This is a genomic window from Dyella sp. SG609 (genome assembly GCF_012275375.1).
GTDB lineage: Bacteria > Pseudomonadota > Gammaproteobacteria > Xanthomonadales > Rhodanobacteraceae > Dyella_D > Dyella_D marensis.
This window is the reverse complement of sequence record NZ_JAAZQJ010000001.1, coordinates 515,275-532,030: the sequence shown is the minus strand read 5'-3', so window position 1 is coordinate 532,030 and position 16,756 is coordinate 515,275. Positions and strand designations below refer to the sequence as shown.

General features: G+C 62.7%; 18 protein-coding genes. 10 read left to right on the top strand and 8 right to left on the bottom strand.

All coding sequences use genetic code 11. The features are described from left to right. The 7 genes from FHW85_RS02315 to FHW85_RS02285 form a co-directional block, all read right to left on the bottom strand. A complete protein-coding gene (locus FHW85_RS02315; protein ID WP_168647178.1) occupies positions 1-2,166 on the bottom strand; it encodes a CHAT domain-containing protein in 2,166 nt (721 codons plus the stop codon). Between the two features lie 151 nt (positions 2,167-2,317). Further along, entirely contained in the window at positions 2,318-2,686 is a 369-nt protein-coding gene (locus FHW85_RS02310) for a VOC family protein (RefSeq protein ID WP_168647177.1), read from the bottom strand. A 321-nt stretch (positions 2,687-3,007) separates the two neighbouring features. Beyond that, the gene (locus tag FHW85_RS02305; RefSeq protein ID WP_168647176.1) at positions 3,008-3,355 is read right to left on the bottom strand and encodes a hypothetical protein; all 348 of its coding nucleotides are present in this window, start codon (positions 3,353-3,355) and stop codon (positions 3,008-3,010) included. Between the two features lie 1,188 nt (positions 3,356-4,543). Continuing rightward, on the bottom strand, positions 4,544-4,831 hold the full coding sequence (locus FHW85_RS02300; RefSeq protein ID WP_168647175.1) for a hypothetical protein: 288 nt from the start codon (positions 4,829-4,831) through the stop codon (positions 4,544-4,546). A gap of 66 nt (positions 4,832-4,897) precedes the next feature. Continuing rightward, on the bottom strand, positions 4,898-5,341 hold the full coding sequence (locus FHW85_RS02295; protein WP_168647174.1) for a hypothetical protein: 444 nt from the start codon (positions 5,339-5,341) through the stop codon (positions 4,898-4,900). An 85-nt stretch (positions 5,342-5,426) separates the two neighbouring features. Next, positions 5,427-5,717 carry a hypothetical protein gene (locus FHW85_RS02290; RefSeq protein WP_210427676.1) on the bottom strand — a complete coding sequence of 97 codons (291 nt, stop codon included), beginning with the start codon at positions 5,715-5,717 and terminating at the stop codon, positions 5,427-5,429. After that, complete coding sequence (locus FHW85_RS02285; RefSeq protein ID WP_168647172.1) at positions 5,714-6,619, bottom strand: hypothetical protein; 906 nt, start codon at positions 6,617-6,619, stop codon at positions 5,714-5,716. The genes FHW85_RS02290 and FHW85_RS02285 overlap by 4 nt, the downstream gene beginning before the upstream one ends. Before the next feature lie 489 nt (positions 6,620-7,108). Here FHW85_RS02285 and FHW85_RS02280 point away from each other — a divergent pair, with 489 nt between their 5' ends. The 10 genes from FHW85_RS02280 (at position 7,109) to FHW85_RS02235 (ending at position 16,392) form a co-directional block, all read left to right on the top strand. Further along, positions 7,109-7,663 carry an RNA 2'-phosphotransferase gene (locus tag FHW85_RS02280; RefSeq protein ID WP_168647171.1) on the top strand — a complete coding sequence of 185 codons (555 nt, stop codon included), beginning with the start codon at positions 7,109-7,111 and terminating at the stop codon, positions 7,661-7,663. Between the two features lie 34 nt (positions 7,664-7,697). After that, positions 7,698-8,165 (top strand): nuclear transport factor 2 family protein, encoded by a 468-nt coding sequence (locus FHW85_RS02275; RefSeq protein WP_167256819.1) that lies wholly within the window; start codon positions 7,698-7,700, stop codon positions 8,163-8,165. A gap of 144 nt (positions 8,166-8,309) precedes the next feature. Continuing rightward, positions 8,310-8,684, top strand: coding sequence for a hypothetical protein (locus FHW85_RS02270; protein ID WP_168647170.1), 375 nt, complete (start codon positions 8,310-8,312; stop codon positions 8,682-8,684). Between the two features lie 64 nt (positions 8,685-8,748). Continuing rightward, complete coding sequence (locus FHW85_RS02265; RefSeq protein ID WP_168647169.1) at positions 8,749-10,026, top strand: TolC family protein; 1,278 nt, start codon at positions 8,749-8,751, stop codon at positions 10,024-10,026. Beyond that, a complete protein-coding gene (locus FHW85_RS02260; RefSeq protein ID WP_168647168.1) occupies positions 10,023-11,120 on the top strand; it encodes an efflux RND transporter periplasmic adaptor subunit in 1,098 nt (365 codons plus the stop codon). The genes FHW85_RS02265 and FHW85_RS02260 overlap by 4 nt, the downstream gene beginning before the upstream one ends. After that, entirely contained in the window at positions 11,120-14,230 is a 3,111-nt protein-coding gene (locus FHW85_RS02255) for a CusA/CzcA family heavy metal efflux RND transporter (RefSeq protein ID WP_168647167.1), read from the top strand. Before FHW85_RS02260 ends, FHW85_RS02255 begins: the two co-directional genes overlap by 1 nt. A gap of 161 nt (positions 14,231-14,391) precedes the next feature. Next, the gene (locus FHW85_RS02250) at positions 14,392-15,078 is read left to right on the top strand and encodes a sigma-70 family RNA polymerase sigma factor (protein WP_168647166.1); all 687 of its coding nucleotides are present in this window, start codon (positions 14,392-14,394) and stop codon (positions 15,076-15,078) included. A 14-nt stretch (positions 15,079-15,092) separates the two neighbouring features. Then, entirely contained in the window at positions 15,093-15,455 is a 363-nt protein-coding gene (locus FHW85_RS02245; RefSeq protein WP_168647165.1) for a hypothetical protein, read from the top strand. Continuing rightward, positions 15,452-16,018 carry a hypothetical protein gene (locus tag FHW85_RS02240; protein ID WP_167256812.1) on the top strand — a complete coding sequence of 189 codons (567 nt, stop codon included), beginning with the start codon at positions 15,452-15,454 and terminating at the stop codon, positions 16,016-16,018. Before FHW85_RS02245 ends, FHW85_RS02240 begins: the two co-directional genes overlap by 4 nt. Before the next feature lie 23 nt (positions 16,019-16,041). Beyond that, a complete protein-coding gene (locus tag FHW85_RS02235) occupies positions 16,042-16,392 on the top strand; it encodes a hypothetical protein (protein WP_168647164.1) in 351 nt (116 codons plus the stop codon). A 4-nt stretch (positions 16,393-16,396) separates the two neighbouring features. Here FHW85_RS02235 and FHW85_RS02230 read toward each other — a convergent pair whose 3' ends face one another. After that, complete coding sequence (locus FHW85_RS02230; protein WP_168647163.1) at positions 16,397-16,750, bottom strand: hypothetical protein; 354 nt, start codon at positions 16,748-16,750, stop codon at positions 16,397-16,399. Positions 16,751-16,756: the final 6 nt, after the last annotated feature.

The window sequence follows — 16,756 nt, the reverse complement described above, 5'->3', positions numbered from 1 at the left end:
CTACTGCTGCTCTGGCGCACCAAGGTAGATACCCAGCAAGTCGGGGCGACCGATCTGACAATAAAGCATAGTCTCCAGTAAAGGCCTTTTATCCTCCAGTTCGAAGGCAATAGCCTCATCACTTCGCTGAGCCGACTGGGCTATGTTGGATATGAGCCGCGAATACCAGTCGTCCCTAAGCGCATTGATATCAGTATTTGCCTGAATGCCAATGCGAGCTCTCGCCTCGCCGTCAATCCATTGCATCTCCATCGAGAAGAAACGAATGACATCTGTCGCGTAAGACATTCGCAAGAAAGAACTGACAAAAGATCGCCAAGTTATGAAATTAACGCCTGCGGCCCGAAGTGCCGGCAAGAAAGCCTTGATCCGATAGAGCAATCGACTCACGAAGGCAGCGGATTTTTCCGAATCAACTGGCAAGAAAGCGCCGATAACTGTGAGCGCACCGGAGCGAATCAAGCCATTGCCAACTGATGCGTGTGATCCGGCTAACGCGAACGTGGAGCATGCGCTGAGGATAACAACTGGCGGGATCCTAGCCGCGTGTGCAAGCTGCCACGTGTCGAGCTTCTCCCTGCCAATGCGCAGCCACCCGTTACGCTCGTCACCATCGTGCCCACCGTGGCAGTCAAATACCAGAATGTTGCCGGTGAATTTGTTCAAATGAGCAATTACATCCGCAACACGCTCAACATCAATGAACGAGACTTTTAAACCCTCAAGATCAAAGAAGCCGAGCGCTCGCTCAAGCGTAGATCGGATAGGGTCCGAGTCTGCAAACGATCGGATGACCAATATATCGGCTAGCGCTTCAGCGGCCACTGCGCGAACGCCTGACTCAAGACATTGCGATAGCATAAGATTTCCCGGCGTCATGCCGATTCGGGATGTCTCATACCTCAACATCAGAGGAACGCCATCGACCCGGATCCATTCCAGTGGAGCATCAGCGACAATGGTTACAGAACCCGTCCTTTCGCGCAGGTAAGTCAGGAGACGCCCATCGGTTTCGGCGCTGAGCTTTTGGGATAGCTCGCGGAAAGCCCTCTGCAGTAAGCCCATGCCACGGACGTCTTCTCGCATCGCGAAGCGTTCAATGTCGCGAAGTTCAGCGCCGTGAAAGTTGACGGCATTCGGAAGGCGAAGTGCAGGACTTAAGGTGCTAGATGCCAGCGCCGTGATACCCGCTGACGTTAGGCGCAGTTCTGTCTGGCGCACTATGAGCATTGGGCCGGCGACAGGGTCGCTGTAGAAATTTGGTGGCTTGTAGTCTCCTTCAACAATAACGCGATGGCCGGAATAGCCCTTGTTACGAAAGACTCCATCCTTGATGTATGCGCGAATTTCGGGCGAGCGGATTCGACGAAACTGTTGGTTCCAAAAAGCAGATCCGAAAGCATAAAGGTGGCGTGCCATGGATGGCGCATAGAGGACGACGCCAGTCTTCTCTTTCTGCGTCAATTCGCGTGCGCGATCAATTGACTCAAGGATGGCCTGTTCATAAGCCCCATCAAGCCGACCATCGATAAGACTTACGCCTGAATAACCGAAGCCAAGTGACATTGATAAATGTTCATTCGGCCGCGTAACACCCGCGCCACGGGATGGCGTGTCGCTTGCGACAAAAGGTAATCTGAGGGGGCGCTTCTCAAGCCATCGACGGCTCGTCTCTGGCACAAGATTGCATGCAACCTGCCGAATGATTTCATCGAGAACCTGTGCTCGGTGGCCCTCGTAGTGATCAAGGCCAAATACTCCTTCTGAAGAGGTTACTGATACGAAGATGAAGTTCTGGCCCTTTGCAAATGAGCGTGCCTCTTTCACGTCCTTTGGTAGTCCCAGGACAATCTGTATCGATCTGTCGTCTGGATGCTCTTGCTGTATCAGCCGGAAGAATGGCAAACCTACAATGGATGTTCGTTTTGTTGTAAAGGGTTGCCGGAGGGCGGGCAACTCGTGCGCCCGGGCAAAGACCTCCGCCACAGATGCCGGCAACATAGCAGACCACTCTATGAGCTCCGCAAAATATGGATCCAAGATGTCGGAGCCAAATCCCTGATAAGGGCTGAATTTGCTATCAACTCCTGAAGTCACCAGCCAATATTGCAGGGTGGGAATGTATATTTCGCCGCCATCAGCTTGATCTGCCGCATTCGAAGACATTTCAGCGCCCTGCATATGTGTTTACTCGAAGATTTTCCTGAAAAGAGGGAAAATGGGGTCAGATTGGACTACCCCCCGTTACTAAGTCTAATGCGACCTCACCTGATGCTCGCTTCGGGCAGGAAGCTGACACCGTCCGATGCGCGTGGCGTCAGCCTCCCGATTCATGGCAAACCACTTCAATGTTGTGCCCATCCGGACCAATGACGAAAGCCGCGTAGTACTTGCCGCTGTAGTTCGGCCGAGGGCCAGGCGGGCCGTTGTCCTTGCCGCCTGCATGCAGAGCTGCACGGTGGAAAGCTTCGACTTGCTCGCGACTCTCGGCCACAAACGCCAGATGAAGATGCGCTGGCTTCTCTTCGGTTTGCAGCAGGCACAAAGACACCTTGCCATCCGAACTTAGCTCAATACCTCCAGGTCGTTCGCTGACGATCGCAATGCCGAGCGGTGCGAGCGCCTTGAGGAAGAAGGCTTTGCTCGCTTCGTAGTCACTGACTCCGAACACGACATGATCAAACATACATCCTCCTGAAATACGTTTGAGCGGGACAAGAACAAGCAATAACGGGGTCAGGCCCACTTCCTGCAAGCACGCTGTGAGCGCGCCCGCATAGTTCGAAGGCGACCATCGGGAGAGTTCTATTCAGCACTACGCGGCCTGAGAGACTTAGCTACGGCACTCCAGAAATCATGCTCTTCAGAGCCTCCCTCACGTGAAGCCTGCTGCGCGTATCTCTCGGCATAGAGATGTGCTTCCCTGCCATGGCGCTCACTGAGTTCGTGCGCAGCCCTCAAAACTTCAGTGTAGTCAGGCTCGCTATTGGTCATACCCATTCCCTGCTTATGGAGCTAGTTGCTCAGCCCGCTCCAAGAATAAGCTCTGCAATTCTCCCGCGAGATTTCGCGCACCAAATGTCAAGCGAAATTCACCTTCAACCCCTTCTAGCGCGCATGTTCCATCGATAACGCCCAACACATTGGCGGTCGTATCGATAGCGACCTGACGCGTCAGTTCTATAAGCACTTCCCGCTGATCCGAGTTCAGATCACTGAAGACCGTTAGAACACGCTTCCAATACGGGTCGGACGCTCCGCTCGGGTCGGTATTCAATAAAAGGGCCCGATAAATCGCGTTGTTCTCCTCTACGACAGCGACATTGAGTTTCGAAACAAAGCTCTCTGGCGTCATATCGATTTTCCTCGCCGTATCTGGATCGTCAGGTAATCCTGAAGCTGCGCGCGCATGGTGCCATGCCTCCATCCAAGTGTGCGCTTCGGGTCGAAAGCGGACAGCAGTGCCGGCACGTCGCCTAAGATTCCCCATCCGGCGATACTGGCTGCTTGAAAGGATTCCCCTTGCGGATCAGCTGAACTGCTCCGACGAGCACAAGGAACCCCGCGACCAGGAAGGGCGTCATGGCCCGTGCCTCATAAAAACAAACCGCGGCCGAAGGCGTCATCGGGGTATTCGTTCCGGGAACGCTCGGATCATAGTAAATGGCGATAGGATCGCCGGACTTTATGGAGTGACAAGGGCGCTCGGAATACCCGTACGAAGAGTTCGTAAACTGCCGCCCGTTCACGCTGAATCGATAAAATATCTTCCCGTGATCGCTGCAGTCGACATTCACGACAACTCCCGTTGTCTTCTCACTTTTTTCCTCAAGTCGCTTCCAGCTAGCAACTTGCGATGAGCAAGCACTAAGAACCAAGAAGGCGGGCATCCAGAGCCAGCCGATCTGAAGTCGATGCCCCATCTTCCTGCAATCTCCTTGCAACCCGTGACCAGTCTAAACGGGGTGAGGTTCATTTCTTGCACGCCGTTGCACACACATCCACACAATGCACCGGAGCCATTCCAGACAAGGATGTAAAACTCTTCAGGTCCCCGCCGTACCTTCGCCGTCTTGCATAAGGCGCGAAGGCCAGCCGATGCGGACAAGCAACCCATCTGGCCCACATATCCCCACTTCATAAAGACCCCATTCGCGGTGTCGCAGAACGCCTCCGGGTCGGATCACAAGGTCATCCACCCGTGCAGCGATTGCGTCCACGTCCGGCGTGCGAATGAACACCCCGAAGGGGTTGTGCTCTGCCGGAACGGCCCAGGGGCCAGTTCCTGCCTGGGTCAGGTGCACCTCGCAGCCCCAGCCGCTCATGATCAAGTAGTTAGCGTCACCACCTGTGCGGACAAAGCCCAATCGCTCCCAAAACGGTAGTGCGGCATGCAAGTCGTTACTGGGAACGATGGCGAACGCACCTATGGTGGCGGGAATGGGCATACATCTACTCCGGACGGGGTCGGCTCTTGTCGGTTGCGGTGAGAGCTGAGGCCTTGCGCTAGGTCCGCTTAGGGTCGAAAGCGGACGCTCAGAGTCTAGCCCGATGTCACGTCGATCGGCTCCCAAAGCACCTCAACAGCGAACTTACGGGCCTCTTCCTCGGACTCGACGTCAATCACTTCGTAGCCGTCATTGCACAGTAAATACTTCCACGACACGGATGGATCATTGAGTGCTTCCCTTAGCTCTCGCTTGAGTTCCGCGGCACCTGGAGACGTCTTTTGGCTGCGAACATACAGCCGCTTCGCAACGTCGAGAGAGAGGCCGTTATCGCAGTTGTAAACAGTAGATAGAACCCGCTTGATGTTCGGATATTCGGTCACGCTTCTATCGCCTTCTCACTGGTTAGGTCCGCTTCGGGTCGCAAGCGGACCTTAGCAACTTGTAGGTCATACCGCCTCACGAAGCACGTCAGAAAGAGCAGTCCCCAAGTCGGGCGTAACCGCACTTGCGAGCGCTTGATTCGCGATTGTCCACTCGTCAATCTTTCTTCCCACAACATATCGCTGAAAAACGTTGTAGATCGCGTAATACGCAAACTGCGACGCCTCAGGCAGGAAGAGATCATCGTCTTCCAAGGCGGCAATCGACTCTAGGTAACGCTGCTCGATGCCATTGGCATCCAATCCTGCCCGGACGGCATCAAGTGCCTCGCGAGGCAGTCGACAGTCCAAAGTCTGGGTGCTACCAGTCACAGATTCTTGATAAGCCACCTTGCACCCCTCTGGAAAGTTTGCTTCCCAGACCCGCAATGCGATCTCACCTAAGCGAATACATGCGGCGCGCTTCTTAGCCTCGTCTAAGCTGAGGAACTGTTGAGTAGCCTCGTACATTTATTGTTCCTATCACTCAGTCGATGGCATATCTGCTTTGGGTCGGAAGCGGAACCTATGGCCTAGATAATGCCGTCACACTTCCTTAGCCCGGATTGGCCTCACGCCAGCGCTTCAGCTCCACCAGCTCGTCGTGCACGACCCTCGGATCAGCGTGACCAAAGGTCACCATCTCGTCACCGATCGAGAATCTATTCAGAACCTTATCGATTCCCTGCCTCACCCAGTTCGGCAACGAGCGCCATAGTTGGTCGCGCTCATGGCTACCTACCAGTGCATCGATCGAACGCGAGACCGTTTCGCCGCCGGTATACAAGCCGGACTCGTACCCTTCCAAGATGTCCCGGACTGTCAACATAGACTCCTCTTGCGTCATCTATCGATAACCTGCAGCCCCAGAAGCGCCCGCTGAAAGACCTGCGGATCGCCCGTTCCAGACGCGATAAAGGCGCCGCCTCCCGGAAGCATCGCCACCGCGGAATATTTCTGCCCGAGAAGCGACATGCCACCCCAGGTATCGCATGTCTGGATGCCATGCTCGGCCTGATAGCGCAGGGGCGAAGCCGCTTCGCCAGCCATCATCCTGTCCCGAGCCCCCTCGCATACCGTATGAAACGCGTCCGCGCCTCCCGCGATGTAGCCGGGCAGCGCCATCAACATCAGATTCGGCTGCTTCTCACCCGTCTGCCCATTGGCCGAATACAGGACCGCGCCGACACCGGCGTGCACAACCTGCATTCCCGGGATAGTGAGCTTCACTCCGAACGCTTGCTCCGAATCCCCCAGCGTCCCATCCCACTTCACCGTGGACAGATACTCCTTGAGCTTTTCAATCTCGCCCTCGTCCCTTCCCGAGTAGGAGATCTTGAGATCAAGAACGTAGTCTCCCTTTACGGCAATCAACCACCATCCGTCGTATCCACCGCCATCTTTGGCGCGCGTCCGCTTGTAAAGCTTTCCACTGAGACTGCCGTTGTGAAAGTCCTCGACAGGCTCGGGATATACCTTGCGCAAGATCGGATTGTTTTCCTGATTGGACTCGGCCCTTGCCACTGCAATAGCGAGAACGGTCTCTTTGCGTTCGTCGGTATACATCGTCCCCAACGGCGGATGGACGATGCCCTTGGGCAGAACGATCGATACCCCCGTGCCCGGCAATGCGGTCTCGGGCTGGACGCTGGCCTGCTCACCGGCTTGCGAAGTATGGGAGGTCCAGATCGCCGCTGCGACGCCCGCGGTGATTACGGCGATAACCGCCGATGCAAATATCCTGCGCATTTCCGCTCCTTTTTAGAAAGATTTTAAAACGGGATCAGGTGCAACGCCGCATGATCTTCGCGAAGTGCATCTTGTGTCGGCGGATCGTTCTGATCAGTCGGATCAACCTTGCGCATGCGCTGCGTAACGGTTGCGCCTGACTTGCCATCGGCCAGACGAACGCGCGCCACACATACCCGCCCTAAAGCACGGCAATAGCCACCGCACCACAGAGCTTCTTCATGCCCTTTATTGGAATCCCCTTGGCCTGGCGGCCAACGCTATCCTAGCAACGCACGTGAACGACGGTCTAGAAAAACCCGGGGCATGTCAACTTCCTTCCGGCCGATGCGCATAGGCCCATACCATGCGTCGAAGTCACTGCAGGCCGTGGCGCAACACGATCCGCGGAAGAAAATGAATCCGTCCCCGTTGCCCCTCCGAACTTGAATATCCAGCCACTCCCCCGGATCATCCCGCGCCAATGGAAACCAGCCCCGTTACGCGCCCATGAGCGACCACCATACCCGCACCAGCAAGTTCCTCAGCTACGTGCTCCGCCACGAACCCCAGTCCATCGGCCTGACTCTGGACAGCGAAGGCTGGGCCGATCTCGATGCCTTGATCGACGGCGCCACAGCGTCCGGACAACAGCTCGACCGCGCGCTGATCCAAGCCGTGGTGGCAAGCAACGATAAAAAGCGCTTTGCCTTGTCCGACGACGGCAAGCGCATCCGCGCCGTGCAGGGGCATTCCACCCAGGCGGTAGCCATTGCCTATGAAGCCAGGATTCCCCCGGCGATGCTTTACCACGGCACGGCCACGCGGTTTCTCGCATCGATCCTTGCCGAGGGCCTGCGCCCCGGGCAGCGGCATCACGTACACCTTTCCGAGAACCTGGCTACCGCGACCGAGGTCGGGCGCCGCTATGGCGAGCCGGTGATTCTCGGCGTCGACGCCGATGCCATGCACGCCCACGGCTTTGCCTTCTTTCAGGCGGATAATGGGGTGTGGCTGACGGAGCAGGTGCCTGTAGCCTTCCTGCACCGGCTGCCCGACGCATAAACCGCTGTCCTCCTCTCCATCCCCGAGGTGCCGCATGAACACCCGTCCTCCCCTCCCTCCCTTCACCCTCGAAACCGCCTTGCAGAAAGTGCGCCTGGCCGAGGATGCATGGAATACGCGCGATCCCGAGCGCGTCGCGCTCGTCTATACGGAAGACACGCACTGGCGTAATCGTGCGGAGTTTCTCGACGGCCGCGAGGCGGTGAAGGCCTTCCTGCGCCGCAAGTGGGACCGCGAGCTCGATTACCGGCTGATCAAGGAACTATGGGCATTCGGCGGGCATCGGATCGCCGTGCGTTTTGCCTACGAATGGCACGACGATGCGGGCCAGTGGTATCGCAGCTACGGCAACGAGAACTGGGAGTTCAACGACGACGGCTTGATGGTTAACCGCCACGCCAGCATCAACGACAAGCCGATCGCCGAATCGGAGCGCAAGTATCACTGGCCGCTGGGGCGGCGGCCGGATGGGCATGCGGAATTGAGCGAATTGGGGTTTTAAAGCAAGGCGCTATTTAGTTCGTGTCGACCGTCAGCGCACTGCTCCGCCCGGCCCCTCACCCCAGCCCTCTCCCCGGAGGGGAGAGGGGGCCGGACGTTGAGTGAAATTGTCTAACACGCGGCTGGCCTTTTACGATTCCGCACTATGTCCCGCGCATCCACGCCATTGTTGTCGCAGCTGCGCCGCTTCCGCGGCCTGTGGCTGCTGGCCGTGTTCGCGCTGATGATCAAGCTGGTCGGCGGCTCGCTGTGCGCGGCCGATGGCCTGCAGTATGCGGCCAAGGACACGCAGCGCTCCGCTCTCGTTCAAGCCGCTGCCGCCAGCGACGATGGCAGTGGCGATTGCCTGCTGGGCGAAGGCGGTTCCTGCCATTGCGCCTGCACGCATGCGGTGCCGCTGCCGGCGATGGTGAGCTTCCACCTTGCCGCCGAAACGCTTCCCTCCGAGCTTCCCGCAGCCGCGTCCGGCCATCGCGCCGAACGCACGGCCACCTTGCTGCGCCCGCCCATCGCCGCCTGAAAACCCTCGACACCGCCGCGCTCTCCGGGCGCGGCGCCCTGATGGTTTTTAGGAGACGCTATTTATGTCCGTGCTACGTGCAGCCCTGCTGGGGGTTGCTTGCATGCTTTGCGCCGGTACCGCCTGGGCGGCGGCCGCGCAGGAAAACGCCGGCCAGCCGGCACTGTTCGCCAATCCTTCGCTGCGGCAGGCGGTTCGTTCGGTATGGGACGGCAGTCCCGACGTGCAGGTCGCGCGTGCCGAGCTCAACGCCGCTCAGGCGCGTGCGCGTGCCGCCGCACAGCCGTTGTACAACCCCACGCTGGCCCTCGATGCGGAGAATGCCGACGTCAACCGGCGCACGATGGTCCTGAGCCTTGCGCTCGATCTCTCCGGCAAACGCCGCGCGCGCTCCGAACAAGGCTCCGCACAGTTGCAGGCCAGCCAGGCCGGCTACGACCTGCTGCGCCGGGATGTCGCCACGCGCTGGCTGAAAGCGTGGTCGACGCTGTCGCTTGTCGCCGGGCAACGCCAGCTCGGCGAACGCCGCGTGGAACTGATGCGCCGCTTCGACGAACTCGCGGCGCAGCGCCTGAAGGTCGGCGATATCAGCAGCCCGGAACGCGACCTCGCCGGGCTGGCGCTGGGCGAAGCGCAGATCCAGCAGGCTTCGCTGATTGGCAACGAAGCCGCGGCGATGGCGACGCTGGCCTCGATCAGCCAGGACGCCGCGGCCAGCGCAGGCAATCTGCCGAACGCTTTGCCGCCCGCCTCCGCCACCATCGCGCCGCTCGCATTCGACGACTATCCCGAACTGGTCAGGGCACGCGCACTGCAGGCCGGCGCCGAAGCCGGCGTACAGGTGGCGCAACGCGCGCGGATGCCCGATCCGACGGTAAGCCTCACCGGTGGCCAGGTGCGCAGCGGCCCGGTCAACGACCGCGTCATCGGCGTCAGCGTCTCCTTCCCGCTGCCCGTGCTGAACACCGGCCGCGCCGAAGTGGATGCCGCACGCGCGGAGGCCGACGCCGCCTCCGCCGGCGTGCGCGCGCAACAGCTGGCGGCCAAGGCCCGCCTGCGCGAAACGCAGGCGCGCTACGACGCGCTGCTCGGCGCCGCGCAGGCCTTCCGCATCAGCCGCGCCGCGGCCTTCGACGAGCGCACCGCACTGCTGGAAAAACTCTGGCGCGCCGGCGAACTCGGCACCTCGGACTATCTGGTCCAACTCAAGCAAAGCCTCGACACCGCGCTGTCCGGCCTCGACCTGCAAGCCCAGGCCTGGCAGGCCTGGTTCGACTATCTCTCCGCCGCCGGCCGCCTGACCGACTGGATCGACGGCGGCAACAAGGATGCCTCCCCATGAGCCGCCCCCTGCTCCGCTCGCTGTTGTTCTCGCTCGCCCTCACCGCCGTTGCGGCCCACGCCGAAGGCGGCAAGGAAACACCAACCGCCAACCCGCTCGCGCTCGATGCGCCGGCGATCAAGCAAGCCGGCATCGTGCTGGCCAAACTCGGAACGCGTCCGCTCACCGACGAAATCAAGGCGCCCGGCGAAGTGAAAGCCGACGCCTACTCCACCGTGCTGGTGGCGCCGCGCATCGAATCGATGGTGCTCAAGCGGCTGGTCAAGCTGGGCGACGTGGTCAAGGCCGGCCAGCCGCTGGTGGTGCTGTCCAGCGTGCAGGTGGCCGAAACGCAGGGCGCGCTGATCGTCGCCGAGCAGGACTGGCAGCGCGTCGCCTCGCTCGGCGCGCAGGCCGTATCCGGCCGCCGCTATACCGAAGTGAAAGTGCAGCGCGACCAGGCGCAGGCCAAGCTGCGCGCGTATGGCCTTTCGGACGGCCAGATCAAGAACGTGCTGCGCAACGGCTCGGCCCGCGCCGACGGCAGCTATGAACTGCTCGCGCCCACCGATGGCCGCATCACCACCGACCAGTTCCTGGTCGGCGAGCGCGTCGACGCCGGCCGCATGCTGTTCACCCTGATCAAGGAAGACTCGGTATGGGTCGAGGCGCAGCTGCCGCCCGCCGATGCCGAACGCATCAAGCCCGGCGGCGATGCGCGCATCCTGGTCCATGGCAGCACCCTGCCCGGCACCGTGGTGCAGCGCTCGCACCAGACCGACGAACGCACCCGCACCGTGCCGGTGCGCATCGAAGTCGACAACCGCGGCGACCTGCTGCACCAGGGTGAATTGGTGGACACGCGGCTCGCGGTCGGCGCGGGCAAGCCGGTGCTGGCGGTGCCGGCCGAGGCGGTGATCCTGCTGCAGAACCAGAGCACCGTGTTCGTCGCCAAGGGCAACGGCCAGTTCGAGCCGGCGCCGGTGATCGCCGGCGAGACGCGCGACGGCTGGGTGGAAATCAAGGACGGCCTCAAAGCCGGCGCCACCTACGTGAGCAAGGGCGCCTTCGCCTTGAAGGCGCGGCTGCTGCGCGCGCAGCTGGGAGAAGAATGATGCTCGGCCGCCTCGTCGAACTCTCCCTGCGCTACAAGCTGCTGGTGCTGATCCTGTTCCTGATCGTCGGCGTGGCCGGCTACCAGGCGGTGCGCTCGCTGCCGATCGATGCGTTTCCGGATGTCACGCCGGTGCAGGTCAACGTCTACACCGAAGCGTCCGGCCTCGCCGCGGAAGACGTGGAGCAGCTGCTGACCACGCCGGTGGAATCCGCGCTGGCCGGCCTGCCCAAGGTGCAGGAGATCCGCTCGGTCAGCCTGTTCGGCCTGTCCTATGTGTCCGTCTATTTCGAGGACGCCATGGACATCTATTTCGCGCGCCAGCTGGTCAACGAACGCCTGCAGCAGGTGGGCGACCGCCTGCCCGCCGGCTACGGCAAGCCGGAGATGGGCCCCAATACCTCGGGCCTGGGCCAGGTGTTCTGGTACACGGTGGAACGGGCGGACAAGCAGCTGAAGAACGCGCCCGGCGACATGGACCTGCGCACCCTGCAGGACTGGAACATCCGCCTGATCCTGCGCACCGCGCCTGGCGTCGACGACGTCACCTCGTGGGGCGGCCAGGAAAAGCAGTACCAGGTGCGCATCGACCCCATGAAGCTGATCGCGCACAACCTCGGCTTCAGGCAGGTGATGGAAGCGCTGGAAGCGAACAACGCCCAGGTCGGCGGCAACTTCGTCGACGTCGGCCGCGAGCAATACCTGGTGCGCGGCCTGGGGCTGGTCAAGGATGCACGCGACCTCGGCAATATCGTGCTGAAGACCGAGGACGGCACGCCGGTCTACGTGCGCGACGTCGCCAGCATCGTCGAAGCCGGCGCGCCACGCACCGGCGCGGTCACCCGCGACGGCAAGGAAGTGGTGATGGGCCAGGCGCTGGCGCGCATCGGCGAGAACGCCAAGGACGTGGTGGACGCGGTGAAAGCCAAGCTCGCCACCGTGGAGCAGGCGTTGCCGGAAGGCGTGGTGGTGAAGCCGGTGTACGAGCGCACCGAGCTGGTGAACAAGGCGGTGGGCACCGCGGTGCGCGCGCTGGTCGAAGGCTCCATCCTGGTCGCCATCGTGCTGTTCCTGTTCCTGGGCGAACTGCGCAGCGCGCTGGTGGTGGTGATCGCCCTGCCGCTGGCGATGCTGATCGCGTTTATCTGCATGGAGCAGGCGGGGCTGTCCGCCAACCTGATGTCGCTGGCGGGGTTGGCGATCGGCATCGGCATGATGGTGGATGGCGCGGTGGTGATGGTGGAGAACGCCTTCCGCATCATGGCCGAACGCAAGGCGCACGGCCTGCCGGTGGACCGCACCGCCGCCGTGCTCGCCGCGGCGCGCGAGGTGGCCAATCCGATCGCGTTCGCGATCCTGATCATCATCGTGGTGTTCCTTCCGCTGTTCAGCCTGCAGGGGCTGGAAGGCAAGATGTTCAAGCCGATGGCCTTCAATATCAGCTTCGCCATGGCCGGCTCGCTGATCCTGGCGCTCACCCTGATTCCGGTGCTGGCCGCGCTGGTGCTCAAGCCCAAGGAGGAAAAAGACACGCGCCTGGTGGCCTTCCTGAAGCGCCGCTATGCGCGCGTGCTCGACTGGTCCTTGGCAAGGCGCCGCATGGTGGTGGCCATCGCGCTGGCGGCATTGGCCGGCAGCCTGGCGCTGTTCCCGTTCCTGGGCAAGGAGTTCATGCCCAACCTCAAGGAAGGCTCGATCATGTGGCGCATCACCTCGATCCCCTCGGCCTCGCTGGATGAATCCATCGCCATCTCGCAGCAGGTGGAGGCGCTGATCAAGCAGAAATTCCCCGAGGTCGACACCACCCTGGCCATGATCGGCCGCGCCGAGAAAGGCGAGACGGCGGACGTCAACTACATGGAGGTGTACACGCCGCTGAAGCCCAAGGAGCAATGGCGCAAGGGGCAGACGCTGGAAAGCATCGAGGCGGCCATGCAGCAGGAGCTGAGCGCCGCCTTGCCCACCGCGGTGGTGAGCTATACGCAGCCGATCCAGATGCGCATCGAGGAACTGATCTCCGGCGTGCGCGCCACCCTGGCGCTCAAGCTCTACGGCGACGACCTGGGCGAACTGGACCGGCTCAGCGGCCGCATCAAGGACGTGCTGGCCGGCGTGCCCGGCGTCGCCGACCTGGCCCTGGAAGCGAACCTCGGCAAGCCGCAGATCCGCATCCGCGTCGACCGCGACGCGCTGGCGCGCTATGGCCTCAATGCGCAGGACGTGCTGACCGTGGTGAAGAACGGCATCGGCGGCGAACCGGTGTCCACCTTGCTGGACGGCGTGCGCCGCTTCGATATCGCGGTGCGGCTGGACGACGCCAGCAAGGCCTCGCTGCCGGCGCTGGAGCGCATTCCGATCCGTTCGGCCAGCGGAGCACTGGTGCAGCTGGCGCAGGTGGCCGAAGTGACGCAGGCCGAGGGCTATTCGTTTATCCGCCGCGAGCAGCTGCAGCGTTATGCGGTGATCCAGATGGACGTGCGCGGCCGCGATATCGACGGCTTCGTGCGCGAGGCCAATGCCGCCATTGCGCAGAAACTGAAGCTGCCCACGGGCTACTACACGGAATGGGGCGGCGCCTTCGAGAACCAGCAGCGCGCCCTGCAGCGCCTGGCGCTGATCGTGCCGGCGACGATCTTCTTCATCTTCATCCTGCTGTACACGGCGTTCAACTCGATGAAGTACGCGGCCTTGATCCTTGCCAATGTGCCCTTCGCCACCATCGGCGGCATCGTCGGCCTGGCCATCACCGGGCAATACCTGTCGGTGCCGTCGGCGATCGGCTTTATCGCGGTGTTCGGCGTGGCGATGCTCAACGGCATCGTGCTGGTGAGCTTCCTCAACGAGCAGCGCGGCCAGGGCCTGAGCGTGCGCGAGGCAGTGCTGCGCGGCACGGCGCTGCGGCTGCGGCCGGTGCTGATGACGGCGAGCGTGGCGATCCTGGGCCTGGTGCCGATGCTGCTGTCCAGCGGCGTGGGGGCGGAGACGCAGCGGCCGCTGGCGACCGTGGTGGTGGGCGGGTTGATCACCTCCACGCTGCTGACGCTGGTGCTGTTGCCGACGCTGTACGAGTGGCTGGAGTTGCGTGCCGAGCGGAGGGCACGCAACACGTAGGTTGGGGTGAGCGCAGCGAACCCCAACGGACGCCGCACCGTTGGGGTTCGCCTCCGGCTCACCCCCACCCGCGCCGGATGGAAGCCGTTCGCCCTGCCTTAACCCCATTCCTCACAGGGCAGCGAATACCCTGTTACTCCCCCGAGGAATGGATGCCCCCCATGACCACCCACGCCCTCCCCTTCGATTCGCCCCTGGCCGGCCCCATCGGCTTTTTGCAGTCGCAATGGCCCTGGCTGGCCAAGGACGAGGCGGTGATGCCGCCGCCGCTGCGCATCGACGGGCGCAGCGACGAGGACTGCATGGCGCGCTACCAGGACGGCGACGAACGCTCCTTCCGCGTGCTCTACCTGCGCTACCGCGACCGCCTCTACCGCTACGCCCTGCGCCTGGCCGCGCATCCGCAGGAGGCCGAGGAAGTGTTCCAGGAAGTGTGGCTGGCGGTGGTGCGCGGCAAGAGCGGCTATGCGCCGGGTGCTTCGTTCGCCGCGTGGCTGTTCTCGATCGCCCATCGCCGCGCCGCCGACCGCTGGCGCTCGCTGGCCCGCCATGCCCCGGACGGCATCCATGCCGCCGACGCGGATGAGACCGAGGCGGTGCACGAGAACACCGCCTCCATCGCCCTCCCGCCCGACGGCCATGCCCATAACGACGCACTGGGCAGCGCCCTGCAGCAGGCCGTGCGCGCCTTGCCGCTGCCGCAGCGCGAGGCCTTCCTGATGAAGGCCGAAGGCGGCCTGAGCCTGGAAGACATCGCCCTGGCCACCGGCGTGCCGCGCGAAACCGTCAAGAGCCGCCTGCGCTACGCCCAGCAGCGCCTGCGCGAAGCCCTCCAACCCTGGTTGTGAACGGAGCACCGGCCATGCATCACGACAATGACGACGTCCTCGACGAACTGGTCGCGCTGTACCGCCAGAGCGCGAACGAAACCGCGCCGCGCCGGGTGGATGCCAAGGTGCTGCGCGCCGCCGAAGCGCGCCGCCTGCACCGCGCCTGGCCCTGGCTGGGCCTGGCCATGGCGGCCAGCTTCGCGCTGTGGCTGATGGTGTTCCACGCCATGCCGATACCGCCGGCGCCGCCGGTGCAGGCGCACCACGACGCTACCGCCACCTACCTGCTGCACATGGACATCCGGCCGCCGCAGCAGCACGCCGACGGGCTGTCGCACACCGCCGCCTACCTGTACGCCGACATCAACAGCAACAGCCTGGAGAACGCTCCGTGACCCACCGCCTCGCCTTCGCTCTCGCCACCGCGCTCCTGGCCGTCTCGCTGCATGCCGGCGACGCGCCGAAGGGCTGGTTCCCGGCCGGCTCCTCGCCCGACAGCTACGACATGGGCGTGCAGCCCGGCGACCGCCATGCCGGCGACCGCAACGCGTATATCCGCGCGCAGGCCCAGCATCGTGGCTTCGGCACGCTGATGCAGACCATCGGCGCCGACGCCTACCGCGGCAAGCGCCTGCGCCTGTCCGGCTACCTGCGCACGCGCGACGCCAAGAGCGCGGCGATGTGGATGCGCATCGACGGCAACTTCCAGCAGACCCTGGGCTTCGACAATATGAGCAGCCGCACGCTCAGCGGCGACACCGAATGGAAGCGCTACGACATCGTGCTGGACGTGCCCGAAGGCGCGCAGGCGATCGCCTTCGGTTTCCTGCTGGAGGGCAAGGGCGAAGTGCTGGCCGACGATTTCCACATGGAGCCGGTGGGCAAGGATGTTCCCGTCACCGGCACCGACCGTCCGGCCCTGCCCGCGATGCCGTCCAACCTGGATTTCGCGCAATGACGCCCGCGGGAGGAAAGCGAATCATGAAGATGCCGCGCACTCTGCTCAGCGCCTTGCTGCTTGCGCTGGCCATCACCGGCTGGGCCGGCGCCGCCGAACGCAGGCATGGTTGCGATACGAATCCCGCGGCCACGGCCACCCCGGCGCCCGATTGCCATGGCTCCGTTCCCGGGCTGCTGAACTGGAGCGAGGTCTACGAAAAAGAACAGCGCGCCGCGCCGCATGCCGCTGCACCCGTGCCCGGGAGCCAGCAGGATGCAGGCCAGCGCATGGCCGGAACGATCCTGCTGCCGCTGCGCATGACCGCGGACCATGCGCTGTCGCTGCTGGATTTCCTGGTGCGGCTGTGCGTGCAGTCGATCCTCGGGCCTTGAGGATTCAGCGCGCGCTTTTGCAATCGGCCTGCACCGCCTCGCCCTGCGCGCTTACGCAAGGGCGGAATCCTGCCGGCAGGCCGACGATCTCCCTGCTCGCACCTTGAGCCAGGGCGAAGCGCTCCGGCGGCTTGTCGCAATTGGCGGAAGGGACGACGCAGGCCGGATCGAACAGCGCGAAATGGCATACCCCCGTGGCGCTGGCCAGGCATATGAATTTCGCCACGCCGGCACGCAGTTCGATTCTGCCGTGCACGATGTCGCGTCCGCCCGCGTCGCTGCGGATGTCGGTGACCTGGCCGCCGGTGCAGCCGGCTACGGCGAGGAGGTAGTAAAGCAGAGCCAGTACGTTGCGCATGGTGAG